The following is a 24,958-nucleotide window of genomic DNA, read 5'->3' as shown; positions in this document are numbered from 1 at the left end:
GTTAAAATAAACTTCAATGTTGCAAACATACAACAAAACCTCTAATGAAACAAAGGATAAGCAAAATATCCTTGGTGACAGATTCTCACCCAAACCCGCCATTCACTCATTTTTCAACCAGGTGAAAGCCTTTCGCCTATACTTTTGAACTGTAATCGGATTTTTCATTTAAATTTACAGTTATGAAAGCGAGACTCTTATTTTTATTCCTATTCCTATGCCTGACATGGAGCGGATGGGCGGAATCATTTACTCCTTACAGTCGCGATTCTCTAAAAAAAGGGGATTGGTTCACTTTTGAGTGTGTTAATTATTATCCTTATGTGGCACCGGGAATCAAAGAAGAGATTCCTTGGAGAGCGGAAAATATCCGAAGGGTTATTATCCGGGCAACAGTGACGGACAGAACGGATAAGTCTATTTCTATTGACTATACGCTGGATAATCTGTATGATTGTCATAATGACCAAAAGAAACAAGGCTTTTATTATTTCGACAGCCGTTACCAGCAAGATTTTGCCTTTAAAGATAGTGTGTCAGGTAAACAGATTTTACATGCTACATACGATCGGAAAAGTGGAAAAGCACTCATATCCGACAAAGTGAACTCACTCTACTCCTATTCAAAAGCATATATCCCTTTTGGAGTAAGACAGGAAGGATTATCTACCTATACAGAAGTATCAGTCCATGATTCTTTAGATCTGGAAAAGCTGGTTATTCCAACAGCCGACAATCTCCTGACCGGATGGAAAAAAGATGTACCTAACTTCCCTGTACCGAATACACGGATTATCGAAGCCTCCTTCCCTCTTCCGCCGAATACTGAATTTACCTGCTGTGATTTCGATATCGACGCATCCGGAGATTCGACTATTCATAAAAAAATATTTATCCCCTACCCGACAGAATACAAAGTCGGAAAACGAGTGACTTTACTGCTCACTCCGGGTGATTCCATTGTCCAGGATAAAGAAGTTTATGCCAATACACATACCTTCCATTACGAAGGACGAGGAAATGAACAAAACAACCTTCAATATAACTTCATGCGATTCTCTTACTACAATTCTGAATTTTACAGTACCTCTCCCGCCGATCAGAAAAAAGCATTTCAGTCCCGCGATTCTCTTTTTCAAACGGCCTTTGAGAAAGATTTCAAGAAGATGGACCCCTATTGGCGAAGAGTATTTGAACTCTCGGAAGAGTATTTTAAAGGTAGTGAAATCCTACGGCGTTGCATGTTTACCACTGACAAAGATGTCTGGCGCAAAAGCGGCTTACCCGACTGGCAAGCTCCCTACTTTACATCTGTTAGTCCACTCATCGATTACGCATATAGTCTAAAAAAACAGGGTGCAGCAAATTATAATTATTTTTTGTATGTCTATACTATTTATAAAAAACAGGAACTCAAGTCGGATAATCTATATCTGAACAAGCAGAAAGGATTAACCCAACAGGAAGACTATCTATTAACTAAACAAATCCTTTCCGGTTATCCAAAATATCAAGTAAACAAAGTTAATCTAAAGGCTTTAATGGGTGAAAAAATGCTATCCGAATTAGAAGCGGATTACAAGGATTTTATCAGTTCCTGCCCAGATACCAGCCTGACAAACGATCTAAAAAATACATACAATAAGCTGTTACCTTTTGAAGCCGGAAAGAATATTAAAGAAACCGGTCTGAGCATAGCCGATAGCCTGCACCTGGCAAAAGGAAACAACCGGAAATACATCCTGTTACAACTATTGCCATGGGATGGTCTTCCCGCCAATAATCTCCAAAACGCACTCGACTTGAAACAGCGTATTGAAGCGGAAGGACTAACTTCCACCATACAACTCGAACTATACTCAAAGTTTTCCTCTCATAATGCTGAGAAGGTAAAGCCATACAAAGTTATACCCAACCAGCAAGTACAAGATTTAAAGTCTAAGGGTATCTACCCACTCACCATTCTGATGCGCGAAGACGGAACTATTCTCTATCGGAGACTCTGGGATTTTGACATAGATACAATCATCGATTTAGTTAAAAAAGACCTGAATAGAGAGGATAAGTCCTTCAACGATTTCATAAAAGGATTCAAAGAAGGTGTTATAGGTGCACTTTTACTCGCAGCGATTATCGGTCTTATTTACTATTTCCGAACCAAAAACAAACAAAAGCAGGAGCTTAACCGCCGTCGTATCCGCGAACTCGAGTTGCGTGCGATCCGTTCCCAGATGAACCCGCATTTCATCTTTAACGCACTCAGTTCGATCCAGAATCTGATCAATCGTTCAGCCAATCAGGAGGCGAATAAATATCTGATCGACTTCTCCCGCCTACTGCGAAAGGTACTGGCTACGTCCGAAAAGAAACTGGTCACCCTCTCCGACGAGATCGAACAACTACAGTTGTATCTGAAACTGGAACAGCTGCGTTTCCCCTTCTCCTACTCCCTGACAGTAGACGAAAATATCCAGCCGGATACGATCGAAATACCGGGAATGCTGATACAACCCTTCGTCGAAAATGCAGTTAAACACGGAATCGCTCCGCGCGGTACCGGAGAGATTATAATTCGATTATCTTTGCAAAACCAGTTATTGATAATCGACATCACTGACGATGGTCCCGGACTGGATACAGACGCAAATGGAGGCTTCGGCATCCGTGCCGTCACCAATGAATTTGAAATATTGAAAACATTATACAATACGGAAATCGGTGTTACGATCGAAAACAGACAGGAGAAAGATGCTGTTTCCGGTTGCCATATCCGGTTATCCATTCCTTTATAAGACAAAATATGGATACGAAAATAACCGCAGCAATTGTAGATGACGAGCAGGGGAACCGCGAGAACCTGCTCCGCATGATCGGGACTTATTGCCCGCAGATCAGTATATCGGCCATCTGCAGTTCCGTTACGGAAGCTCGTACCGTCCTACCCGAAGTAAAACCGGATATCCTTTTTCTGGATATCCGGCTGGGTGACGATACCGGTTTTTCCCTCCTCGAAAATCTTCCGGATATTCCTTTCGAGGTGATTTTTGTAACCGCTTACGACAGCTATGCGATCCAGGCAATCCGTTTCAGTGCACTCGACTATTTACTGAAGCCTATCGACCCGGAAGAACTGACACATGCCGTAGACAAAGCAGTCCTGGTCGTCTTACGAAAACAGGAAAACAAACGGATGCAGAACCTTCTGCAAAACACGCGGGCAGTAGATAAACAAAAGAAAATAGCGCTGTCGGTCGCCGACAAAATAGAATTCGTAGAGATCGGCTCCATCATCCGCTGCGAATCGGAAAGCAATTATACGACCTTCTATTTAAAGACAGGAGAGAAACTGATTGTCTCCAAAACATTGAAAGACTTCGACGAATTGCTGACGCCCTATCATTTCCTGCGCGTACACCAATCGCATCTGATCAACCTGGATGAGATCAAAAGTTTCATCAAAAGCGACGGAGGATATATCCGTATGAAAGACGGTTCGTCCATCAGCATTTCACGGCAACGGCGCAACTATGTGATGGAAGTTTTAAAACAGCTATAACCCCCTCGCCCAAATTCATTCACTCCTTATATTTCAGGTCGAAACGCCCCTTTGTCATACGCCCTCCTTCGAAAGTTCCGCTAAATATTCCGTCAGACATACGGGTAATGTGTACTTTCCCATCCTCTATATTTTGATTATCAAAAGACACATTTGTATACGGGAGTGTTTCACCCTGTTTGGGGTTGGCTATCGTAAAACGGAGAAACGAGTCGAAACCGACCTGTGCCGAAATCGTCATACTGGTACTATCTTGCAGTTTTGCATATTCGGCAGCCGGCAAACTCCACCGGCCACTGACATACACCCAGCCATCTATCAGGCAACCTAACGTATTCTCCCCGGTCGTAGTCGTCTCGGGCATGAGCGTCGGATCGACCGATTTATTTTCTTCACAGGCTATGCAAAAAAACAACAAACAGATAAATAATATATGTCTCATAACAGTCTCTGATTAAAAGTGAAAATTCATACCGAACAACAAGGATAATTGGGAGAAGCAGCCCCCGCCTCCATTCAATTCAGGCGATTCGACCTGCCATTTCTGACCGTGATATTTGACGGAATAACTTTCAGAGGACGTGACAATCCAGTTCAGTTTTGCAGAAATACCCACATGAGATGAGAGAAGATATTCACCACCGGCTGAAAGGTTATATGCCAACTTATTCATAGACACATCCCGGGGCTTATCGTACACGAAGCTTTTATCTTTATAATACTGATACCCCACGCCGGTCGACAAAGAGAGATTATATTTTTGCTTCACCATAAATAAAGCAATCTGAGGCGCGATATAATGCATCAGAATCTTGTCAGAACCTTCGTCATGAGTTCCCTTATACCGGCCACCCTGATAAATGAGCCCCGGAGAGAGTTTAAACGAATTGAAGATATATTTATCTCCTAAAAAATAGTAATTGACATCCCAGGCTACCCCATTCCTCAGATCATTACGATAGGTGTCGGAATTGTTCGTGATCCCGATCATTTTTCCCAGATACCAGGAAGGTCCTGCATGGATGGAAAACATCGATTTTCCGATCGACGCCTCCTGGGCACAAAGCGACACAGTCTGTATCAACAGCCCTAATAAAAGTACATACTTTTTCATAACGTTTTTTTTAGACTTACAGTAAATAAGATGTATTTAAACCGTTAAATGCTGCATAACCTCCTAAGAGTTTTATCTTATATAAAAAACATGATAATCCGGTTAGAGTCATCATAAAAGCCAAAGACAGCCGATGCCGGGATCTATCCTGTCGGGTTTGCCTAATCTTTAACGAAACAAAGCATAAGCAAAATATTCTTTGGGATGATGACTAAAAGGCGGAGTATGACTATCTTTGCAAAAGAAACAAAGATAATTACGACAATGACTTTCAATTACGATGTGATCGTGGTAGGTGCCGGTCATGCAGGCTGTGAAGCCGCAGCAGCTGCCGCCAACCTGGGTTCAAAAACGCTTCTTATCACAATGGACATGAACAAGATTGCACAAATGAGTTGCAATCCGGCTGTAGGCGGTATCGCCAAAGGGCAGATTGTTCGTGAGATCGATGCGCTGGGAGGGTATATGGGTATTGTTACAGACAAAACAGCCATCCAGTTCCGCATGTTGAACCGGAGTAAAGGTCCTGCCATGTGGAGCCCGCGCTCGCAAAGCGACCGTGCCCGCTTCATCGATTGCTGGCGGGGAATACTGGAAAATCTTCCGAATTTATATATCTGGCAGGATACAGTCCGGGAAATCATATTGGACGGAGACACTGTTTGCGGTGTTAAAACCAATATGAATGTAGAATTTCGTGCGAAGAGCGTGGTTCTGACCAACGGTACTTTCCTGAACGGATTGATGCATATCGGCCGGACACAAATACGCGGCGGACGTATCTCCGAACCGGCTGCTACCGGATTGACGGAACAGTTGGTTTCTTTAGGCATCAAATCGGAACGGATGAAAACCGGAACCCCGGTCCGTATCGACGGACGGAGCGTACACTTTGATGAAATGGGTGAACAACCGGGAGAGAACGATTTCCATAAATTCTCCTATCTCGATTTCCAACCGCGCCCGTTAAAACAACTCAGTTGCTGGACCACCTTCACCAACGAAGCCTGTCATGAGATTTTGCGCGAAGGACTCCCCGACTCTCCGTTATACAACGGACAAATTCAGAGCATCGGACCGCGTTACTGCCCAAGTATCGAAACGAAGATCGTCACTTTTGCCGATAAGAACCAGCATCAGCTATTCTTAGAACCGGAAGGTGAAACGACACAGGAATATTACCTGAACGGTTTCTCTTCTTCTCTCCCACTCGATATCCAGTTACGAGCCCTGCAAGCGATACCGGCATTCAGAGATATCCGTATTTATCGTCCTGGGTATGCTATCGAGTACGACTTTTTCGACCCGACACAGTTACATCATAACCTGGAGACAAAACAAATCCGCAACCTGTTCTTTGCCGGACAGATCAACGGGACTACCGGATATGAAGAAGCAGGCGGACAAGGACTCATGGCTGGTATCAACGCCCACATCAATTGTCACGGCGGTGAGCCTTTCATCCTGGGCCGGGACGAGGCCTACATCGGCGTATTGATCGACGACCTCGTCACAAAAGGGGTAGACGAACCTTACCGTATGTTTACCTCCCGTGCCGAATACCGCATCCTGCTCCGGCAAGACGATGCCGATATGCGACTGACAGAAAAGTCCTATCAAATAGGATTGGCAAAACAGGATCGTTACGACCTGCTCACGGAGAAAAGAGAGCAACGGGATGCAATCATCAGCTTTGCAGAAAACTATTCCGTAAAGCCCCAATACATAAATTCGGGATTGGAGAATCTGGGAACTACCCCACTCTCTCACGGCTGTAAACTGATCGACCTGATCCCTCGCCCGCAAGTAACACTGGAGAACATTGCCGAGCTTGTTCCTGCATTCCGTGCAGAGCTGGACAAAGTATCTGCTGCCCGCAAAGAAGAGATCATCGAAGCGGCAGAAATCCTGATTAAATACAGCGGTTATATCCGCCGCGAACAGATCATCGCAGACAAGATAAACCGCCTGGAAAATATTCATATCAAAGGCAAGTTCGATTACAATTCGATCCAGTCTTTATCGACGGAAGCGCGGCAAAAACTAACACGGATAGACCCGGACACGATTGCCCAGGCAAGCCGTATCCCGGGCATTTCCCCGAGCGACATCAACATACTGCTGGTACTGCTCGGAAGATAAAACACGAATTGTTCCACGTGAAACATTTACTTCAGATAAAAGAAGGTAAAACACTGGGAATAGGACAGAAAGAGTAAAACAAAATGAGTGCGGAAACTGAGAAACATATCAAAATGATCCTTTCGATCCTGCCGGACAAGCCTGGTTGCTACCAGTACTTCGACGAGAAAGGAACCATCATTTATGTAGGCAAGGCGAAGAACCTGAAGCGCCGTGTATCCTCCTATTTCAACAAGGAACACGACAGCAACAAGACACGTGTATTGGTTAAGCAAATCCGCGACATCAAATACATTGTTGTAGATACCGAAGAAGATGCCCTCCTACTCGAAAACAATCTGATCAAACAGTACCGTCCACGCTATAATGTTTTGCTGAAGGATGACAAAACCTATCCTTCCATTACCGTCAAAAACGAATATTACCCACGCGTCTTCCAGACCCGGAATATCGTCAAAGACGGTTCGCAATATTATGGTCCCTACCCATCTGTATATACAGCCAAAGTCATGCTGCAGATGTTGAAAGAACTTTATCCGCTGCGTACCTGCAAATACCCGTTGACACCCGAATCGATTGCTGCCGGGAAGTACGATGTTTGTCTGGAATACCACATCAAACGTTGCAAAGGACCTTGCATCGGACTGCAATCGCACGAAGAATACCAAAAGAATATTTCCGAAATAAAGGAAATACTTCGTGGAAATATTTCCCAGATCAGTAAACATCTGTATGAGGAGATGCAGGCACTGGCTGCCGAACTAAAGTTTGAAGAGGCTCAAAAGATAAAAGAGAAATACGAAGTGATCGAGAATTACCGTTCAAAGTCGACGGTGGTTACGCCAATGCTTCACAATATAGATGTATTCTCTTTCGCAGAGAACGAGAAGTCCGCCTATATCAATTTCATGCATATCGGAAACGGGGCAATTGTACAGGCCTATACGTTTGAATACAAGAAACGCCTGGATGAAACGAAAGAAGAACTGTTAAGCCTGGGTATCGTAGAAATGCGCGACAGGTTTAAAAGTACGGCACGCGAGATCATCATCCCTTTTGAAGTGGAGATGGAGCTGGGAAACGTTTCCTTCATTGTTCCGCAACGCGGGGATAAAAGGAAATTGCTGGAACTTTCGGAAATGAACGTAAAGCAGTTCAAGGTAGACCGTTTGAAGCAGGCAGAAAAACTCAACCCGGAACAACGGAGCACACGTATCCTGAAAGAAGTACAGGACGCTTTGCACCTCCCCAAACTGCCTATCCATATCGAATGTTTCGATAACTCGAATATACAAGGCAGCGATGCTGTTGCAGCCTGCGTCGTCTTCAAAATGGCGAAGCCATCGAAGAAAGACTATCGCAAATACATCATTAAAACAGTTGTCGGGCCCGATGATTATGCCTCCATGAAAGAGGTGGTACGCCGCCGTTACCAGCGTGCGATCAACGAAGGTTCTCCCCTGCCCGACCTGATCCTTACCGACGGTGGAAAGGGACAAATGGAAGTCGTCCGCGAAGTAATCCAGGACGAACTCCACCTGGACATACCGATAGCCGGTCTGGCAAAAGACGGAAAACACCGGACTTCGGAATTGCTTTTCGGCTTCCCTCCCATAACTGTAGGTATGCCGATACAAAGCCAGATGTTCCGGTTCTTCACCCAGATACAGGACGAGGTGCACCGCTTTGCCATCACGTTCCATAAGGACAAGCGAAGCAAAAGCCAGACACGCTCCGAACTGGACACCATCAAAGGGATCGGCGAGAAAACAAAAGTACTGCTCCTGCGTCATTACAAGAGCGTAAAAAGAATCCGCGAAGCCAGCTTCGATGAATTGAAAGAATTGATCGGTGAAGCAAAAACAAAAGCATTAATAAATGGTTTAAAGTAAACATATAGAATGAGAACAGTTATACAACGTGTACAGCATTGTTCCGTAACAATCGACGGAGAACTCAGGTCCCGGATAGGGAACGGAATGCTGGTATTGGTCGGTATTGAAGACCGCGATACACAGGAAGACATCGAATGGTTATGCAAGAAGATTGCCAATCTGCGTATTTTCGACGATGAAAACGGCGTTATGAACCGTTCTGTGATCGAATCGGGAGGCGAGGTAATGGTGGTTAGCCAGTTTACCCTCCATGCCTCTACAAAGAAAGGAAACCGCCCCTCTTACATCAAGGCTTCCAAACCGGAGTTTGCCATCCCGATGTACGAATCGTTCTGTGCCGAGATGGGGTTGCAGATCGGTAAGCCCGTTTCCACCGGAGAATTTGGGGCTGATATGAAAATAGAATTGTTGAACGATGGGCCGGTCACCATCCTGATCGACTCGCAAAACAAAGAATAAGATGGCTGATATTACCCTGCAGGAAGCCCAGGAAAAAGTGGACCAATGGATCAAGACATACGGTGTCCGCTATTTCAACGAGCTTACCAATATGACGATCCTGACCGAGGAAGTAGGCGAACTGGCCCGGATCATGGCACGTACCTACGGTGAACAATCGTTCAAGGAAAGCGATAAAAACCGTGATCTGGGCGATGAAATGGCAGATGTACTATGGGTACTGATCTGCCTGGCAAATCAGACCGGCGTAGACCTGACCGCTGCATTCGAGAAGAACCTGCAGAAGAAGACAAGCCGGGATAAAGAAAGACATATAAACAATAAAAAATTAGATGTATGACACACGAACACAATTGCAGTTGCGGTCACGACCATGATCATGAACACCATCACGACCATGAACACGAGCACATGGATAAATACCATGAAGCGTTCAGTAAATTCGATCCGGCCGGAACGGAAGAGATAGTAGGGAAACACGTCGTTTCAATCCTGGACAAACATGAAAAAGAGAACTTCACCCCCGAAGTACTGAAACAAATCCACGGATTCATCGACCTGACCTCTCTGACCAGCATCGATACAAAAGAAAGTATATGGAAGCTGGTGGACCGGGTAAACGATTTTGAGGGAACCCGCCCCGACGTACCGAATGTCGCTGCAATCTGCACCTATCCCCTCTTTGTGGAAACGGTTAAACAGGCACTGGCGGCACAGGAAGTAAAGATCGCTTCGGTAGCCGGAGGCTTCCCCTCTTCGCAGACATTTACAGAAGTAAAAATCGCGGAAACAGCCATGGCTATCATGTCGGGAGCCGACGAAATAGATGTGGTAATGAACCTCGGATATTTTATGGAAGAGAACTATGAAGAGCTGACCGAAGAGATACAGGAGATCAAAGACAGTTGCCGCGAAGGCAAATTAAAAGTCATTCTGGAAACCGGTGCCTTGCTCACTCCGGAAAATATTCAGAAAGCGGCCGTTTTAGCCCTCTATTCCGGCGCAGATTTCATCAAGACATCGACAGGAAAGGGTTATCCCGGCGCAACCCCGGAAGCCGTCTACACAATGTGCAAAGTACTCAAAAAGTACCATTCCATCACAGGAAAACAGATCGGTATTAAAGTATCCGGTGGTGTTCGTACCGCAGAAGATGCCGTTAAATACTACACGATCGTCAAGGAGGTGCTGGGCAGCGAATGGCTGAACAAAGATTTGTTCCGTATCGGAGCCAGCAGCCTGGTGGAAGATATCGAACACCGGCTGGGTAAATAACGGTAAAGGTGCTATAACCTAAAAAAGGGGACGCAGACGACGCAGAAAACGCAGATGGACGCAGATTTTTGAATAATTTCTATCTGCGTCCATCTGCGTTTTCTGCGCAATCTGCGTTCCTTTTCTAAATGTAGAATAACAGTATCTTGTTATTTCTGTCGTTCCATAATATAATCAGCCAAAGCAAGCAACCCCTCGCGGGCTTCCGATTCCGGCAGTTGCATAAGCACTTCAACAGCCTTATCGTGATATTCCTTCATCCGTAATTCGGCATATTCGATTCCCCCGTTCGCTTTGGCAAACTCGATCAAAGCATCGATATTGTCGGCAGAGAAGTCCTTTTCATTGATCACTTTCAGGAAAGATTCCACCTCTTCTCTCCTACCGCTTTCAAGGGCATGCAACAACGGTAATGTTACCTTTCCCTCACGTATATCATTTCCGGTAGGTTTACCGATATTCATTTCTTTAAAATAGTCGAAGATATCATCCTTGATCTGGAAACAATACCCCAGGTATTCACCGAACTGACGGCATTTACGCACCAGTTCCGGCGAAGCATCTGCCGATATAGCCCCGATCTCCGTACAGGAAGAAAGCAGCGTAGCCGTCTTTTTCTTGATCACCTGCATGTAACAAGCCTCGTCGAGAATAGCTTTCTCGGCCGTCTCCAACTGCTTGATCTCACCTTCCGACAAGTCGCGCCCCAGGTTAGATACGATATTTATGATTTGCAGATTACCGGTCTGAATCGAACGGATCAATGCAGTAGAAAGGACATAATCTCCCACCAGTACGGAAATACGATTATCGAAAACAGCATTCAGGGAGGGAACTCCCCGGCGTTCTTTCGTCTCATCTATTACATCGTCGTGTATCAGGGTGGCAGTATGCAACAATTCGAGAAAAACAGCCGAATTGATCGTATGATCTGTTACCTTTCCACAAGCTTTTGCCGTAAGCAATACCAATAACGGACGAACATGTTTACCGCTGGCATGCAAGATCTGGTCGATAGCCGCTTGCAGTCTATGCGTCTCGCTACGAAGCGAATCCGCAAACTCATCATTAAAGCGTTTAAACTCTTCCGCAACCGGTTGTTCTATTTTCTTTCTATCTTTCATAATCTATTCAAAGATTCGCAAAAGTAACAAAAAGTATTGAGTAAGCGAGTTTTTTCGTACATTTACCGTCTATTGTCACCCTAAAACGTGTTAAAAGAGATGAAGCTATTCCTTATAGACGCGTATGCACTGATCTATCGGTCGTACTACGCATTTCTTAAAAATCCGCGGATCAACTCGAAAGGCATGAACACTTCTGCCATTTTCGGGTTTATCAACAGTCTGGAAGATGTGTTGAAACGTGAGAATCCAACGCATATTGCCGTTGCTTTCGACCCGAAAGGCCCGACATTCCGTCACGAAGCATACGAATTATATAAGGCACAGCGGGAAGAAACCCCGGAAGTGATCCGGCAGTCCGTCCCTATTATCAAGGATATTATCGAAGCATACAATATCCCCATACTGGAAGTCCCCCGCTACGAAGCCGACGATGTAATCGGTACCGTTTCCAAGCAGGCGGAGAAAGAAGGGTTCGAAGTCTATATGATGACACCGGACAAAGATTACGGACAACTGGTGTCCGAACATATATTTATGTACCGTCCTAAATTCGGAGGCGACTACGAAGTGATGGGCGTACAGGAAGTATTGAATAAATATTCGCTGACTTCGGTCGACCAGGTGATCGACCTTCTTGGACTGATGGGCGACAGCTCCGATAACATTCCGGGTTGTCCGGGTGTCGGAGAAAAGACAGCACAGAAATTACTCGATGAATTCGGTTCTATCGAAAACCTGCTGGAGAATACCGACAAGCTGAAAGGCTCCCTCCAGAAAAAGGTATCGGAGAATGCCGAACAGATTCGTTTCTCAAAATTCCTGGCTACGATCAAGACAGATGTTCCCATCCAGTTCGATGCCGTTAAATGTGTCCGGGAAAAACCCAACGAAGCTCGTCTGACTGAGATTTACACGGAATTAGAATTCAGAACATTTATTAACAAAATGGCTGCAGAGGAGAAAAAGCCCGCTCCTGCCCCCAAAGCGACAAAAGGGCCTGTTCAAGGCAATCTCTTTGACTTATTTGCGACCGAGGTTCCGAGTGTTCCAAAATATTCGACTCTCGCGAGCTTAAAAACGACCCCTCACAATTACATAACCGTTGATTCTGAGGAAGAAAGAGCCAAATTAGGCCGATTTTTACTGGATCAGGATTTTTTTGCTTTTGACACGGAAACCGATGGCATCGACCCATTGACAGCCGGATTGGTCGGAATGTCGTTCTCCGTAAAGGAAAACGAAGCCTGGTATGTCCCGGTTCCTGCCGATAAGGAAGAAGCGGCAAAAATTGTTGCTCACTTCTCCCCTGCCCTGCAAAACCCGAAATCGCAAAAAATAGGACAGAATATAAAATTCGATATAATGGTCCTTCGCAAATACGATGTCCGGGTAGCCGGTCCGTTGTTCGACACCATGATCGCTCATTACCTGCTCAACCCCGAGTTGCGTCATGGGATGGACTACCTCGCGGAGACCTATCTCAAATATAAACCGGTCCCCATCTCGGAGCTTATCGGTCCGAAGGGAAAGAACCAGCTATGCATGCGCGATGTCCCGCTCAGTAAAATAGCCGAGTATGCCGCCGAAGATGCCGATGTCACATTAAAGCTCAAACATTTCTTTGCGCCCGAACTGAAGAAAACAGGGATCGAATCTTTATTCTTCGACATCGAGATGCCATTGATATATGTATTGGCAGAAATGGAGTTGACAGGTGTCAAGCTCGACACGGTCGCCTTAAAACAGTCATCGGAAGAACTGACCGGGGCATTACTCAAACTGGAAAAGGAGATCTATGAACTGGCAGGTACCAAATTCAACATCAACTCCAGCAAGCAGGTCGGCGAGATCCTTTTCGAACGGCTGAAGATAGAGGAAAAAGCAAAAAAGACAAAAACAGGCAGTTACAGTACCAGCGAAGATGTGCTGGAAAAACTACGATCGAAACATCCGGTCGTAGACAAACTGCTCGAATACCGGGGACTGAAAAAACTGTTGAGTACCTATATCGATGCACTGCCCGAACTGATCAGTCCGGTAACAGGCAAGGTACATACTTCCTATAACCAGACGGTGACCGCCACCGGACGCCTGAGTTCGACCAATCCGAACCTCCAGAATATCCCTATCCGGGATGAACTGGGACGCGAAATCCGTAAAGCGTTCATTCCCGATAACGCAGATTGTACCTTCTTCTCTGCCGACTATTCGCAGATCGAATTACGTATCATGGCTCATCTCAGCAACGATGAGCATATGATCGAAGCATTCCGCAGCGGAGCCGATATCCATGCTGCCACAGCCGCAAAAATATACGGTATTCCGGTCGAGGAAGTAAGCAGCGATATGCGGCGTAAGGCAAAAACGGCCAATTTCGGGATCATCTACGGCATTTCTATATTCGGCCTTGCCGAACGGTTGAACATTCCTCGGGCGGAATCCAAAGAACTGATAGAAGGTTATTTCAAAAGCTATCCGGGTATCCGCGATTATATGGATGAAAGTATCCGTATTGCCAAAGAAAAAGGATATGTCGAAACAATCTTCAAACGCAAACGTTACCTGCCGGATATCAATTCACATAATGCCATCGTCCGCGGTTATGCCGAACGAAATGCGATCAACGCCCCTATCCAGGGAAGTGCCGCCGACATTATCAAGGTAGCTATGGTACGTATCTTCAACCGTTTCGAAGCAGAGGGGTTGAAGAGCAAAATGATCCTCCAGGTACACGATGAATTGAACTTCAATGTCTGCAATGACGAGCTGGAAAAAGTAAAACAGATCGTCCTGGAAGAAATGGAAGGTGCCATCAAGCTACAGGTTCCGCTGATCGCCGATTGCGGCGAAGGTGTAAACTGGCTGGAAGCACATTGACAAGAAAAACAAGTTCCTTTATAACACACCAGGATATGAAATACCTCATTCTTGCTCTAACCTTATCGTTCGTTTGCTCATGTAAGCAGACGAACGATAAAAATATACGACTGGTCACAGTCGATGTTGCAAAAGACTATCAACCGAAAGAAGTCTGGCTGCAAGATATTGCGGATATAGAATACATTCCTTTGGCAACATCCGATTCAATGCTCGTCAACTCCACACCTTCCGTCGTGTCAGATAAGGGAATAGCAATAAGAGGCGGAAAAATCGGAGAAATCCTACTGTTCGACAAACAAGGACAAAAGCTGCAAGGCCGTATATGCCGCAGAGGAGAAGGACCGGAAGAATACACCGCAGTTATTTTCAACATTGTCGACTGGCAGCGGAAAGAAGTATTTATTGCCGACTTCACCAGCCTGAAAGTGTATGACTTCTCCGGAAAATATCTCCGCACGCTGAGCCGTCAAAGCATAATGGACCTGAATATCATCGACCTGAACACAGATTACCTCTTATGCAGCATTTATAAAGAAGGGGAAGAAAACCCGTATGCCCCTTATTTTCTTCTCTCTAAAGAAGACGGAAAAATAGATACGTTATCAATAGAAATTCCTCGTTGTATAGCCAGCAACCGCAAAATCCTATGGGATGACGGACACACCAGCAGTGCCTACGGAATCTTACCTCAATTATACAATTGCACAGACAAGATCTGGTTAACAGACGTCGCATTAGACACCATCTTCGTAATGCATCCGGACCAGCATCTCGAACCGGTCATGGTACCTCTCCACGCTCCCACCGCAGACCAGGAAGCTCCCCTCCTGTTTTTCCGGGGAATGAACGACCGGTATGCCTGGGTAAGCAGGATACCCCGGCAGGTAACAGTCAAAATGAGCGATATGGCCGCCAACCGCGAGAAAAGGGAAAAGCTGTACATGTATGACCGTCATACCGACGAATGGTTCGAACCAATCTATCGTAACCGGGCCATAAACAATCGTGAAACGGACCCTAAATATATTGATATAACTTCTGTCCCCTACGGTTACGGTTTAGTTCAACTGAATGCCATGGACCTGGTGGAAGCCTACAGCAAGAACCAGATCACAGACGAGAAGCTGAAAGCAATCGCATCCCAATTGCACGAAGAAGATAATCCTGTACTGATGGTACTGAAGTTCAAGATGTAAGACTAGAGTTCCACAGCTCCCGATAGTATCTGTTTATACGCAGCCTTACAGATATTTACCCGAAACAAGCAATCTGATTTGATGAAAACAATAGTAAATAGCCGGTGAGATGCCTGTCTCACCCCCTTTTACACCCCCATCTCAACGATCCTCACACCCGGGTGTCAAGGGTACTGACACCCGGGTCTCAGCAGACATTACAAGTTATCTTTCTGATATTAAACTATATACTTTCAAAAAAAAGATATAAGTCCACACCTCCCGGATGATAGGTATGATAGTTGATATGATAGTTATTACAAGCGACTATCATAGAGTAAATATCTATTTTACAAATAGTTAAACACGAATATGATAGTATGATAGTTACTTTACAAAACATTTATTGGAACCAGTGCCTACGAGAAAAGACAGTATATTCCCTGTTCATGAATAATATACAAGAAAGATTGGTTATCTTTGCAAGCTGAAAAAGCTGCCGGGCGGTAGCTTCTACAAAGAAATATTGCAAATAGATAATAAAACAATATATATTTTATGGCATTACAATGTGGCATAGTAGGTCTTCCGAATGTAGGGAAATCTACTCTTTTCAACTGCTTATCGAATGCAAAAGCACAGTCTGCAAACTTCCCGTTCTGTACGATCGAACCGAACGTAGGTGTAATTACCGTTCCTGACGAACGCCTGACCAAGCTGGCAGAACTGATCAACCCGAAACAAATTGTTCCTACCACAGTAGAGATCGTCGACATTGCAGGCCTGGTAAAAGGTGCCAGCAAGGGGGAAGGATTAGGGAATAAGTTCCTGGCCAATATCCGCGAAACAGATGCTATCCTGCACGTACTGCGTTGCTTCGACGACGAAAATATCGTGCATGTAGACGGTAAAGTAGACCCTGTACGCGATAAGGAGATCATCGACGCAGAACTTCAGATCAAAGACCTGGAAACGATCGAAAGCCGTATTGCCAAGGTACAGAAACAAGCCCAGACAGGCGGCGACAAACAAGCTAAACAAGCCTACGAGGTGCTGGTAAAATATAAGGAAGCCCTGGAACAGGGGAAAAGTGCCCGTACGGTTACTTTCGAGACGAAAGACGAACAGAAAATCGCTCACGAACTCTTTCTGTTGACCAGTAAACCCGTTATGTACGTTTGTAACGTAGATGAAGCAAGTGCCGTAAACGGTAATAAATATGTCGATGCCGTACGTGAAGCAGTGAAAGACGAAAGCGCGGAAATCCTGGTCGTAGCAGCCAAGATCGAAAGCGAAATAGCCGAGTTCGAAACCTATGACGAACGCCAGATGTTTTTGGGCGAAATCGGTCTGGAAGAATCGGGTGTAAGCCGTCTGATCAAGTCTGCTTATAACCTGCTGAACCTACAGACTTACCTGACTGCCGGCGTACAGGAAGTACGTGCCTGGACATTTGAAAAAGGCTGGAAAGCACCGCAATGTGCCGGAGTGATCCATACCGACTTCGAAAAAGGATTTATCCGTGCCGAAGTGATCAAATACGACGATTATATCAAGTACGGTTCGGAAGCTGCCGTGAAGGAAGCCGGAAAGATGAGCGTGGAAGGAAAAGAATATGTCGTACAGGATGGCGACATCATGCATTTCCGCTTCAACGTATAAAAAGACGATATTTACCGGACGCAGATTACGCAGAAGACGCAGAGTAACGCAGACTTATTTTATTGATAATTAATTTATCTGCGTTACTCTGCGCCTTCTGCGATATCTGCGTCCGGTTTATTGGTTTTGACACACTTCCTTTTATTTTTCGAGTTCCTGTACTGCAACGGAGTGACTCCGAAATACTCCTTAAAACATTTCCCCATATAGCCCGGACTGGAGAACCCCGCTTTCCAGGTTATTTCGGAAATAGTCAAATCGCTGTTTTCCAGAAAATAGGCACATCGCCTCAACTTGATCTGCAGGATGAAGTCATTCAAGGTCAGCCCGGTAATACTTTTTATTTTAGCTCCCAGACGTGTACGCCCCACAGCGATCTCACGGCACCACATATCGATATTAAACTCTTTGTTCTCCATATTCTCTTCAATGATCCGGACGGAATCTTCCAGAAGCTGTTGATCCAGGCGGTTCGTCGCCAACTCTGCCGGGGTTGCTTCTGCCTCCGTACGGAAACGGGTCTGCTGCCGTTTCAAGGTGGCGATGATGTTATTACATTTCAATAATAGCAACTCCATGTTAAAAGGTTTCATTATATAGTCGCTTGCCCCGCATTTGAGTCCTTCCAGGGCACTTTCCAGATCAATACGCGCCGTCAGTAAGATGATCGGAATATGGGAAGTTTCCAGCTTCCGCTTCAGCCGCTGGCACATGGCCGTGCCGTTTATCACCGGCATCATCACATCGCTGATGATAAGATCGGGCTGCATCTCCTCCGCCATACGGATACCTTCTTCTCCATCACCGGCTTTATATACTTTATATTTGATCGAGAAAGCCTCTTCGAGTACCTGAAGTAAATCCTCATTATCTTCCACAAGCAAAACGGAAAGCAATTTTTCCGCTTTTCCCTTATCCGTTATCTTGTCAACAGGAACGACCTCCGGCGAGCCATACATTGCAATAGCTTCTTCCGGCTTCGCCTCTTGTACGGGCAGCATATCGACCGGTTGTGGTTCCGCCGATTTCTGTTCGGAAGCAAGATGCTCATCCCCGAGTGGCAAAGTGACTGTAAAGGTCGTACCCTCTCCCAGTTCGCTCTTCACCCCGATATGTCCTTTATGCTGCATGATGATCTCCTGGGTAAGTGCCAGGCCGATACCGCTTCCGGAAAGGGAAAGTCCGGTTGCATTGTCCGCCTGGTAAAACCGCTCAAATATATGGGCTTGTTGGCTCTGAGGAATCCCAGAGCCTGTGTCGGAGATCCGGATCTCCGCAAATTCCTTTTTACGGAGTACACTCACGGTTATATTCCCCTCTTTCGGAGTAAACTTAAATGCGTTTGAAAGCAGATTATTAAACACTTTACGTATCTGTACCGGGTCGAACCAAACGGGTATATCTTCATCCACCGTTTCAAACCGGTATTGAATCCGGTTCATAACAGCATAATCCTTAAATGAATCGAATATCTGGCGCATAAAAGCGACCAGATTCTGCTGACTTGCACGAAAAGGCATTTTCCCTTGTTCAAGCCGGCGGAAGTCAAGTACTTCCGTAATAAGCTGCTGCATCTGCGCCGTATATTGCCGTACTTTCAGCAATTTATTCCGGAGCGTCCCTCCCAGGTCATAGTTCTGCAGGACCAGGTCGACCTGGCTGATCATCAGGGTGAGCGGAGTACGCAGTTCATGCGATATATTGATATAGAATTTCAGCTTCATCTGGTTCAGTTTCTCTATACGCAATTTCTCCCGCTGTTCGAGTTCCAGGGAAGCTTTCAGGAAAGCACGGCTGCGGTTAAAGCGGATCAGCCAGACCAGAAACGAAAGAACCAGTAAACCATACAGGGTAAAAGCATATACCGAAGCATAAAAAGGAGGACGGACACGGATAGACATCACTATTTGTTTACCTTCCCCTGCCTCCCGCAGCAACAGATTATAATTTCCCGGAGGAATGGAAGTATAAACGATCTGCTGATGCCGCGTGCGTGTCCATTGTTTATCCAATCCTTCCAGTTTATATTCAAATAAATTCTTATCGGCATAACGGTAATTGGTAGAAGTGAATCCCAGCGTTATGTTATTCCGGTCGTAAGGTAAAGTCAGCCGGGAGGTATACGAAACAGCCTCCTGTAAGATATTCGATGATGCAGACGGGTAGACAGGCGCATTATTTACCGACAGACTATTGAACGATATGGTATAAGGAACCGCGACGGTCGACAATCCGGATTCTTTCGTTGCGATCATACCTTCCACCCCACCGATAAATATCATACTGTCTTTGGGAGACAGATACACCCCGCAGTTAGAATTCAGCCGGTGCAACGGAGAGGAAGTACCCAGCAACGTATGCGTACTCTTCCCTGTTTTCATATCCAGCAAAGTTATGCCACGGATAGAAGTGACCAGCAATCTGCCCAAAGGAGTGACCAAAGCCCGGAAAGGTTCGTTTGTCAGCAACTGGCCTTGTTCCTGATTATAGCATGCCCAGAAATCATTCATCAGATCATAGCATAAGACCCCCACTCCAGTAACGACAAAATAGAGATGTCCCCTGCTGTCACCGGTAATATTCTGTACCGGCTTCTTTCCGATCATGCTCCTTACTGAAGGCATTTTCTCTGCTGTCCGGGTATCCATCCGGACACAAACTATTTCTTTATTGGCAGGGGCAAGCCACAGCCTGTTTTCGTTATCCAGCCAGACGGAACGAATCGTACCATCGGTCTGGTTGCGAAGGTCGGGATCGGAGAACAAAGGAGCCAGTTGTTGTGTAGTCAAATCCAACAAGTATAACCCAGCCTGGGAAATAACGATCAGATTACCTTGCCAGGGTATCAGGTCTGTAATGATTTGCTGGCTATCATCCAGCAATACATCGGTCCCCAGCTGTTTCAAATGGCCGGAAGATGAATAACAATATAAGCCGTGGCGGAAAGTACCGATATACAACCGGTCGTTTTCAGCGTCATACCAGACGGATTTAGTCGTACGGAAAGGGATATGCGAAAGGGCAGAATCGAAACGTTTGACCTTCTGCGTCGTACGGTCCAGACAGTTCAGCCGCCCGTGTTCAGTAGCTATATACAGATTACCTTTCGTATCCTCCGTCATCTTGCCGAACAGGAAACCATTCAGACTCTCCGGATCGTCGGGAGAAATACCGTAGAATGTATAATCTTCGGTATTCGGATTGAAGTAGCTCAACCCGCCATAATAAGTACCGACCCACATGCCCCCTTGTCTGTCCCTGAAGATTGCATACACCGATGAATGTTTCAACGACCAGGAAACCTGCTCTTTATGCGACAGATGATAACCATCCCGAAGAGATGCGTTTACTACAGTAATACCGGCATAGGTACCGATCCAGATATTCCCCTTGATATCCTGATCGATAGTACGAACCTGATTATTGATAAGCGGATGGGCAGCATCGTTCTCCTTCAAAGAAATCCACTCTCCCTCACTGAACACTTTGGCTCCATTGGATAATGTTCCTACCCACAATCTCCTCCAATTATCTATAAACAAAGAAGTGATCGATTCATCCTCCAGTAAATTCTGAAAAGTTCCGCCCGAATAGTTATACAGTCCTTTCGTTGTAGCCAGCAGCCAGCCATCGTTCATAAAATGCAAATCCCGGATGATCAGTGTCGAATCAGGCAAAGTACAGATTTTCTCCGAGACACCATTGGATTTATAACGATACAATTCGTTCCTGTTAGCATAGAACAAGGTTCCATGATGGTATTCCAGGGCATGTGCCTGCACGGTTGTCAGCCGGAATTCTTCCGTCCGCATATTGAAAAGGACCAGTCGCCTGTTGGCCAGCATATAAATACATGAATCCCCGTCTCCGCAAATTCCGTGAATGTTATTATCCTCGACCTCTTCCAGATAGTTAGAGAGGCGGAAAGAGCGGACGATTCTTCCGTCATACACATTAAAGTTATCATTCCCGAACCAGATAGCCCCCTTTGTATCCTGATAAATAGAAATAGCCGAAGGTTGTGTAAAACCGTCGTTCAAATCGACATGCTTGAAATAAAGTTCTTTCGCCGACAGTGGTAATAACACATATAAACAGAGTAGTAGATATAAGTATTTACGCCCCATAAACATAGATATTTAATGCAAATTTAACCCATTTTTAGTGGTAAACAACAATAACAGTGCTCGTTAACTAAAAGCGAAATAGTAATATCCGTCAAAAAAATAGCAATATCCGTCACTAACGGCATTTACCATTCTATCAACGGATTCTGATATATCTTTCTTTCAACACCTTATAGCTTTGCAACACTGAAAATAAATTTTCTTGAATCTAATTAAAGATTTGTTTATGAAAAAAGTATTGAGACCTATCGGACTTATTTTACTGTCCGGCGCTCTCTGCTCTACCGGACAGGTATTTGCAGCAGACGGCACACCGGAAACTGTCGCCAACATCGCTCAACAAAAGAAGCAAGTAACAGGTACAGTTACCGACGCATTCGGCCCTGTAGCCGGAGCTTCCGTTTCCGTAAAAGGAACCAGTGAAGGAACTATTACAGACATGGACGGAAATTTCTCCATTTCCGTAGCACCAGGAAACACACTCTCTATCTCTTTTATCGGTTATGTTACACATGAAATCAAGTACACGGGACAGACATCCCTGAACGTAACATTAAAGGAAGATACCCAGACTATCGACGAGGTGGTAGTAACTGCTATGGGTATCAAGAAAGAAAAAAGAGCGCTCCCTTACGCCATGAGCGAACTGAAAGCAGAGCAGATTCAGACTGTTCCCGTACAGAACGTAGCCACCTCTTTATATGGTAAGGCTGCCGGTGTACAGATCCAGCAGACAGCCATGGGACCTACGGGAGGTACCAAAATCCAGATCCGTGGTATCAACTCGGTGGAAGGCAACACCCGTCCGCTGATCGTTGTCGACGGTATACCTATCAACGACACAGACTCCAACTGGGCCGGTCGCGAACGTAGCGAGACACAACAAGGTTCTGCCCTTAACGACATCAACCCGGACGATATCGAATCGATGTCTATCCTGAAAGGTGCAAACGCAGCTGCCCTATACGGTTCACGTGCAACCAACGGTGTGATCGTAATCACGACTAAACGTGGCGGTGAAAGCAGAGGATTGGGTATTCAGGTAGGTACTTCCTATACATATGATCAACGCGCTTTTATGCCGGAACTCCAGAACGTATTCGGCGGTGGCGACAAGCCTTATTTCACGACGAACGAGGATGGACAGAACATTTATAAAGGCGATAACTACCGTAGTTTCGGTCCGCGTATGGACGGTACGGAAGTGATTTGGTGGGATGGCGTGAAACGTCCGTATTCTCCGCAGCCGAACAACTACCGGGATGTATTTAAAGACGGTTTCAGCAACAACAACAGTATCTCTATTACCAACGGTACCGATAAGAACAGTATCCGTCTGGCCTATACAAATATGAACTATGGCGGTTATCTGGAAAACTTCAAGCAGAACAAGCATAACTTCAGCTTCTCCGGTAACTTCAAAGTACACGAACGTCTTACTTTCGATGCTTCCGTATCATTCAATATCTCGGAAACAAAGAATCCGCCTACACGTATCGACCGTGTATCCAATTATCCGATGCCTCGTAACGAAATCACTCAGTTATGGAAAGACCACTACAAGAATGATGAAGGTTATTTCCTGACAGACCAGATATCGAACATCAGCTCCGGAAACCGCGACAACATCATCAAATACCTGATGTGGCAGCAGAATGAGAATGAATATACACAGAACCGCGAACGCCTGATCGCTTCGTTATCTGCCAACCTCAAGATATTCGACTTCCTGACTTTCCGTCTACGGGGAGGTACGGACCGTTACCGTGACGATAAGGAAAACAAAGAATACTTCACCAAATATTCAGACCCTTCAGATATGAACAGCCTGGAAGGCAGCTACCGCAAGGAAGATGCACACTACCAGAAAAACTATGTGGAAGGTTTGTTGATGTTCAACAAGACGATCAATGAAGATTTCGATGTATCTGCCAACCTGGGTATCTCCGGTGAAGATATCGCGGAATCGAAAGTGATCTGGGAATCTCACGGATTGAAATACAACGGCATGTTCTCTTCCAACAACAACAAGAGAGACCCGAAGGGTGCCAGCAGAGATAAAGTCGTTAACCAGGGTGAGTTTCTGGGAGCTGTCTTCGCTTCTGCACAGGTCGCTTACAAACGCTTCCTGTATCTGGATCTGACTGCCCGTAATGACTGGTCTTCCCGTCTGACAGCCGGTAACCGCAGCTTCTTCTATCCTTCTGCGGGTCTGAGCTTCGTGTTCACGGAAGCATTGGATCTGCCGGATTGGTACAACTATGGTAAGCTCAGAGCATCATACGCTATCGTGGGTAATACGACACCGTCTATCTACTTTACTAACTCAGAATACCAGTACGGATCATTCAACAGTTCGATCATTACGAATGAGTTCAAGGCAGACGTTCCTCCTACCAATATCGTTCCGGAAAAGACCTATTCATGGGAAATCGGTCTGGAAAGCCGCGTACTGAACGGCCGCTTAGGATTAGATCTCGCTTTCTATACCAACAAAACCAAGAACCAGATTATCACCGTTCCGGTGGCTCCTTCCACTGGTGCTACAGGTATGAGAATGAATGCCGGTGAAATCGGCAACCGTGGTGTGGAACTTCAGGTTACCGGAACTCCGGTCGAAACCAAGAATTTCAGCTGGGAAGGTGTTCTTAACTTTGCTTATACACACAATGAACTGCTTTCTTTGATCGACGGTATGGAAGACCGCCAGATCAGTAACCCGTGGAGTGCTGCGATCTTCAAAGCTGTTCCGGGATATGCTACACCCAGTGTATTTATCCGTAAATGGATACGTGACGACCAGGGAAGAATCGTTGTGGATAAGAACGGTAACTATCAGCAGGAATCAGAATTTACCTATGCAGGTAGCGCAGCACCGAAGTTCACTGCCGGTTTCACAAATACATTCCGCTACAGAGACTTCTCTTTAAGCGTACATATCGACGGTTCGTTCGGCGGTAAGTTGCTTTCATTCACCAACAACTACCTGAAAGCATCGGGAGCCGGCAAGGAATCCTTGTGGGGACGCGACGAAGAATATGGTGGCTTACCTTATTATATCGACAAAAACAGCAACCAAAAGATCCGCCTGGACAACCACGGTGTTTCTGCTCCGGCAAATGCCCTCGACGGACGTGTACGCCACGACGGTATCATTGTGGACGGTGTAAATGAGAAAGGAGACAAGAACGACATCATCGTATCGGCAGCCGACTACTATAACTCACGTTATAATCGTGCAGGTTCGGAAGATAATCTGTATGATAATACCTATATCAAAATGCGTGAGTTAAAACTGTCTTACCGCGTTCCGAACAACATCATATCCAAGATCGGTCTGCAAAACCTGAACGTTTCACTGGTAGGCAGCAACCTGTTCTTCATCTATAAGAATGTTCCTAACGTGAACCCGGAAGCGACATTGGGTACGGGTGGTACGAATCCGTATGTGGAATATACTTCTTACCCGTCAGCCAGAAGCTTTGGTTTTGCTATCAACACCAGTTTCTAAACCAAGTAACTTATTCATAATAAAACAGTAAATTT

Annotated in this window: 15 protein-coding genes; 11 read left to right on the top strand and 4 right to left on the bottom strand. The window is 45.5% G+C overall.

Annotated elements, in window-relative coordinates; genetic code table 11:
• Nucleotides 1-182: 182 nt before the first annotated feature.
• Both DWW23_RS19635 and DWW23_RS19630 read left to right on the top strand, forming a co-directional pair.
• The gene (locus tag DWW23_RS19635; protein WP_122355329.1) at nucleotides 183-2,792 is read left to right on the top strand and encodes a sensor histidine kinase; all 2,610 of its coding nucleotides are present in this window, start codon (nucleotides 183-185) and stop codon (nucleotides 2,790-2,792) included.
• 8 nt (nucleotides 2,793-2,800) lie between these two features.
• Nucleotides 2,801-3,556 carry a LytTR family DNA-binding domain-containing protein gene (locus DWW23_RS19630; protein WP_122355327.1) on the top strand — a complete coding sequence of 252 codons (756 nt, stop codon included), beginning with the start codon at nucleotides 2,801-2,803 and terminating at the stop codon, nucleotides 3,554-3,556.
• A 19-nt stretch (nucleotides 3,557-3,575) separates the two neighbouring features.
• On the opposite strand, the gene DWW23_RS19625 is transcribed toward DWW23_RS19630, so the two are convergent.
• Both DWW23_RS19625 and DWW23_RS19620 read right to left on the bottom strand, forming a co-directional pair.
• A complete protein-coding gene (locus tag DWW23_RS19625) occupies nucleotides 3,576-3,998 on the bottom strand; it encodes a hypothetical protein (RefSeq protein ID WP_122355325.1) in 423 nt (140 codons plus the stop codon).
• A 12-nt stretch (nucleotides 3,999-4,010) separates the two neighbouring features.
• A complete protein-coding gene (locus tag DWW23_RS19620; RefSeq protein ID WP_122355323.1) occupies nucleotides 4,011-4,670 on the bottom strand; it encodes a hypothetical protein in 660 nt (219 codons plus the stop codon).
• A 264-nt stretch (nucleotides 4,671-4,934) separates the two neighbouring features.
• Between DWW23_RS19620 and mnmG the strand changes: the two genes are divergently transcribed.
• From mnmG to deoC, 5 genes are all read left to right on the top strand, one after another.
• Nucleotides 4,935-6,812 carry a tRNA uridine-5-carboxymethylaminomethyl(34) synthesis enzyme MnmG gene (mnmG, locus tag DWW23_RS19615; RefSeq protein WP_122355394.1) on the top strand — a complete coding sequence of 626 codons (1,878 nt, stop codon included), beginning with the start codon at nucleotides 4,935-4,937 and terminating at the stop codon, nucleotides 6,810-6,812.
• A gap of 83 nt (nucleotides 6,813-6,895) precedes the next feature.
• A complete protein-coding gene (uvrC, locus tag DWW23_RS19610) occupies nucleotides 6,896-8,704 on the top strand; it encodes an excinuclease ABC subunit UvrC (protein ID WP_122355321.1) in 1,809 nt (602 codons plus the stop codon).
• 9 nt (nucleotides 8,705-8,713) lie between these two features.
• Nucleotides 8,714-9,166 (top strand): D-aminoacyl-tRNA deacylase, encoded by a 453-nt coding sequence (gene dtd, locus DWW23_RS19605; RefSeq protein WP_122355319.1) that lies wholly within the window; start codon nucleotides 8,714-8,716, stop codon nucleotides 9,164-9,166.
• Between the two features lies 1 nt (nucleotide 9,167).
• A complete protein-coding gene (locus DWW23_RS19600) occupies nucleotides 9,168-9,506 on the top strand; it encodes a nucleotide pyrophosphohydrolase (RefSeq protein WP_122355317.1) in 339 nt (112 codons plus the stop codon).
• Nucleotides 9,503-10,441, top strand: a complete 939-nt coding sequence (deoC, locus tag DWW23_RS19595) for a deoxyribose-phosphate aldolase (RefSeq protein ID WP_122355314.1) — start codon at nucleotides 9,503-9,505, stop codon at nucleotides 10,439-10,441. Before DWW23_RS19600 ends, deoC begins: the two co-directional genes overlap by 4 nt.
• Nucleotides 10,442-10,590: 149 nt before the next feature.
• Here deoC and DWW23_RS19590 read toward each other — a convergent pair whose 3' ends face one another.
• Entirely contained in the window at nucleotides 10,591-11,565 is a 975-nt protein-coding gene (locus DWW23_RS19590) for a polyprenyl synthetase family protein (protein WP_122355312.1), read from the bottom strand.
• Between the two features lie 99 nt (nucleotides 11,566-11,664).
• On the opposite strand from DWW23_RS19590, the gene polA reads away from it, so the two are divergent.
• From polA to ychF, 3 genes are all read left to right on the top strand, one after another.
• Nucleotides 11,665-14,445: a DNA polymerase I gene (polA, locus tag DWW23_RS19585; protein WP_122355310.1), complete on the top strand. Its 2,781-nt coding sequence runs from the start codon at nucleotides 11,665-11,667 to the stop codon at nucleotides 14,443-14,445.
• A gap of 35 nt (nucleotides 14,446-14,480) precedes the next feature.
• On the top strand, nucleotides 14,481-15,644 hold the full coding sequence (locus tag DWW23_RS19580; RefSeq protein ID WP_122355308.1) for a 6-bladed beta-propeller: 1,164 nt from the start codon (nucleotides 14,481-14,483) through the stop codon (nucleotides 15,642-15,644).
• 537 nt (nucleotides 15,645-16,181) lie between these two features.
• Complete coding sequence (gene ychF, locus DWW23_RS19575; protein ID WP_122355306.1) at nucleotides 16,182-17,285, top strand: redox-regulated ATPase YchF; 1,104 nt, start codon at nucleotides 16,182-16,184, stop codon at nucleotides 17,283-17,285.
• A gap of 83 nt (nucleotides 17,286-17,368) precedes the next feature.
• Here ychF and DWW23_RS19570 read toward each other — a convergent pair whose 3' ends face one another.
• A complete protein-coding gene (locus tag DWW23_RS19570) occupies nucleotides 17,369-21,412 on the bottom strand; it encodes a hybrid sensor histidine kinase/response regulator transcription factor (protein ID WP_122355304.1) in 4,044 nt (1,347 codons plus the stop codon).
• 226 nt (nucleotides 21,413-21,638) lie between these two features.
• Between DWW23_RS19570 and DWW23_RS19565 the strand changes: the two genes are divergently transcribed.
• Nucleotides 21,639-24,923, top strand: coding sequence for a SusC/RagA family TonB-linked outer membrane protein (locus DWW23_RS19565; protein WP_122355302.1), 3,285 nt, complete (start codon nucleotides 21,639-21,641; stop codon nucleotides 24,921-24,923).
• The last annotated feature ends 35 nt before the right edge of the window (nucleotides 24,924-24,958 follow it).

The organism is Parabacteroides sp. AF14-59, assembly GCF_003479515.1.
Taxonomy (GTDB): domain Bacteria; phylum Bacteroidota; class Bacteroidia; order Bacteroidales; family Tannerellaceae; genus Parabacteroides; species Parabacteroides faecis.
The sequence above is the reverse complement of the archived record's forward strand: the minus strand, read 5'-3'. Positions and strand labels throughout refer to the sequence as shown.

What these genes read in the sequence shown, in the direction of transcription:
- DWW23_RS19635 (WP_122355329.1), top strand. Translation starts at nt 183, where the DNA reads ATGAAAGCGAGACTCTTATTTTTATTCCTATTCCTATGCCTGACATGG.
- DWW23_RS19630 (WP_122355327.1), top strand. Translation starts at nt 2,801, where the DNA reads ATGGATACGAAAATAACCGCAGCAATTGTAGATGACGAGCAGGGGAAC.
- DWW23_RS19625 (WP_122355325.1), bottom strand. Translation starts at nt 3,998, where the DNA reads ATGAGACATATATTATTTATCTGTTTGTTGTTTTTTTGCATAGCCTGT.
- DWW23_RS19620 (WP_122355323.1), bottom strand. Translation starts at nt 4,670, where the DNA reads ATGAAAAAGTATGTACTTTTATTAGGGCTGTTGATACAGACTGTGTCG.
- mnmG (WP_122355394.1), top strand. Translation starts at nt 4,935, where the DNA reads ATGACTTTCAATTACGATGTGATCGTGGTAGGTGCCGGTCATGCAGGC.
- uvrC (WP_122355321.1), top strand. Translation starts at nt 6,896, where the DNA reads ATGAGTGCGGAAACTGAGAAACATATCAAAATGATCCTTTCGATCCTG.
- dtd (WP_122355319.1), top strand. Translation starts at nt 8,714, where the DNA reads ATGAGAACAGTTATACAACGTGTACAGCATTGTTCCGTAACAATCGAC.
- DWW23_RS19600 (WP_122355317.1), top strand. Translation starts at nt 9,168, where the DNA reads ATGGCTGATATTACCCTGCAGGAAGCCCAGGAAAAAGTGGACCAATGG.
- deoC (WP_122355314.1), top strand. Translation starts at nt 9,503, where the DNA reads ATGACACACGAACACAATTGCAGTTGCGGTCACGACCATGATCATGAA.
- DWW23_RS19590 (WP_122355312.1), bottom strand. Translation starts at nt 11,565, where the DNA reads ATGAAAGATAGAAAGAAAATAGAACAACCGGTTGCGGAAGAGTTTAAA.
- polA (WP_122355310.1), top strand. Translation starts at nt 11,665, where the DNA reads ATGAAGCTATTCCTTATAGACGCGTATGCACTGATCTATCGGTCGTAC.
- DWW23_RS19580 (WP_122355308.1), top strand. Translation starts at nt 14,481, where the DNA reads ATGAAATACCTCATTCTTGCTCTAACCTTATCGTTCGTTTGCTCATGT.
- ychF (WP_122355306.1), top strand. Translation starts at nt 16,182, where the DNA reads ATGGCATTACAATGTGGCATAGTAGGTCTTCCGAATGTAGGGAAATCT.
- DWW23_RS19570 (WP_122355304.1), bottom strand. Translation starts at nt 21,412, where the DNA reads ATGGGGCGTAAATACTTATATCTACTACTCTGTTTATATGTGTTATTA.
- DWW23_RS19565 (WP_122355302.1), top strand. Translation starts at nt 21,639, where the DNA reads ATGAAAAAAGTATTGAGACCTATCGGACTTATTTTACTGTCCGGCGCT.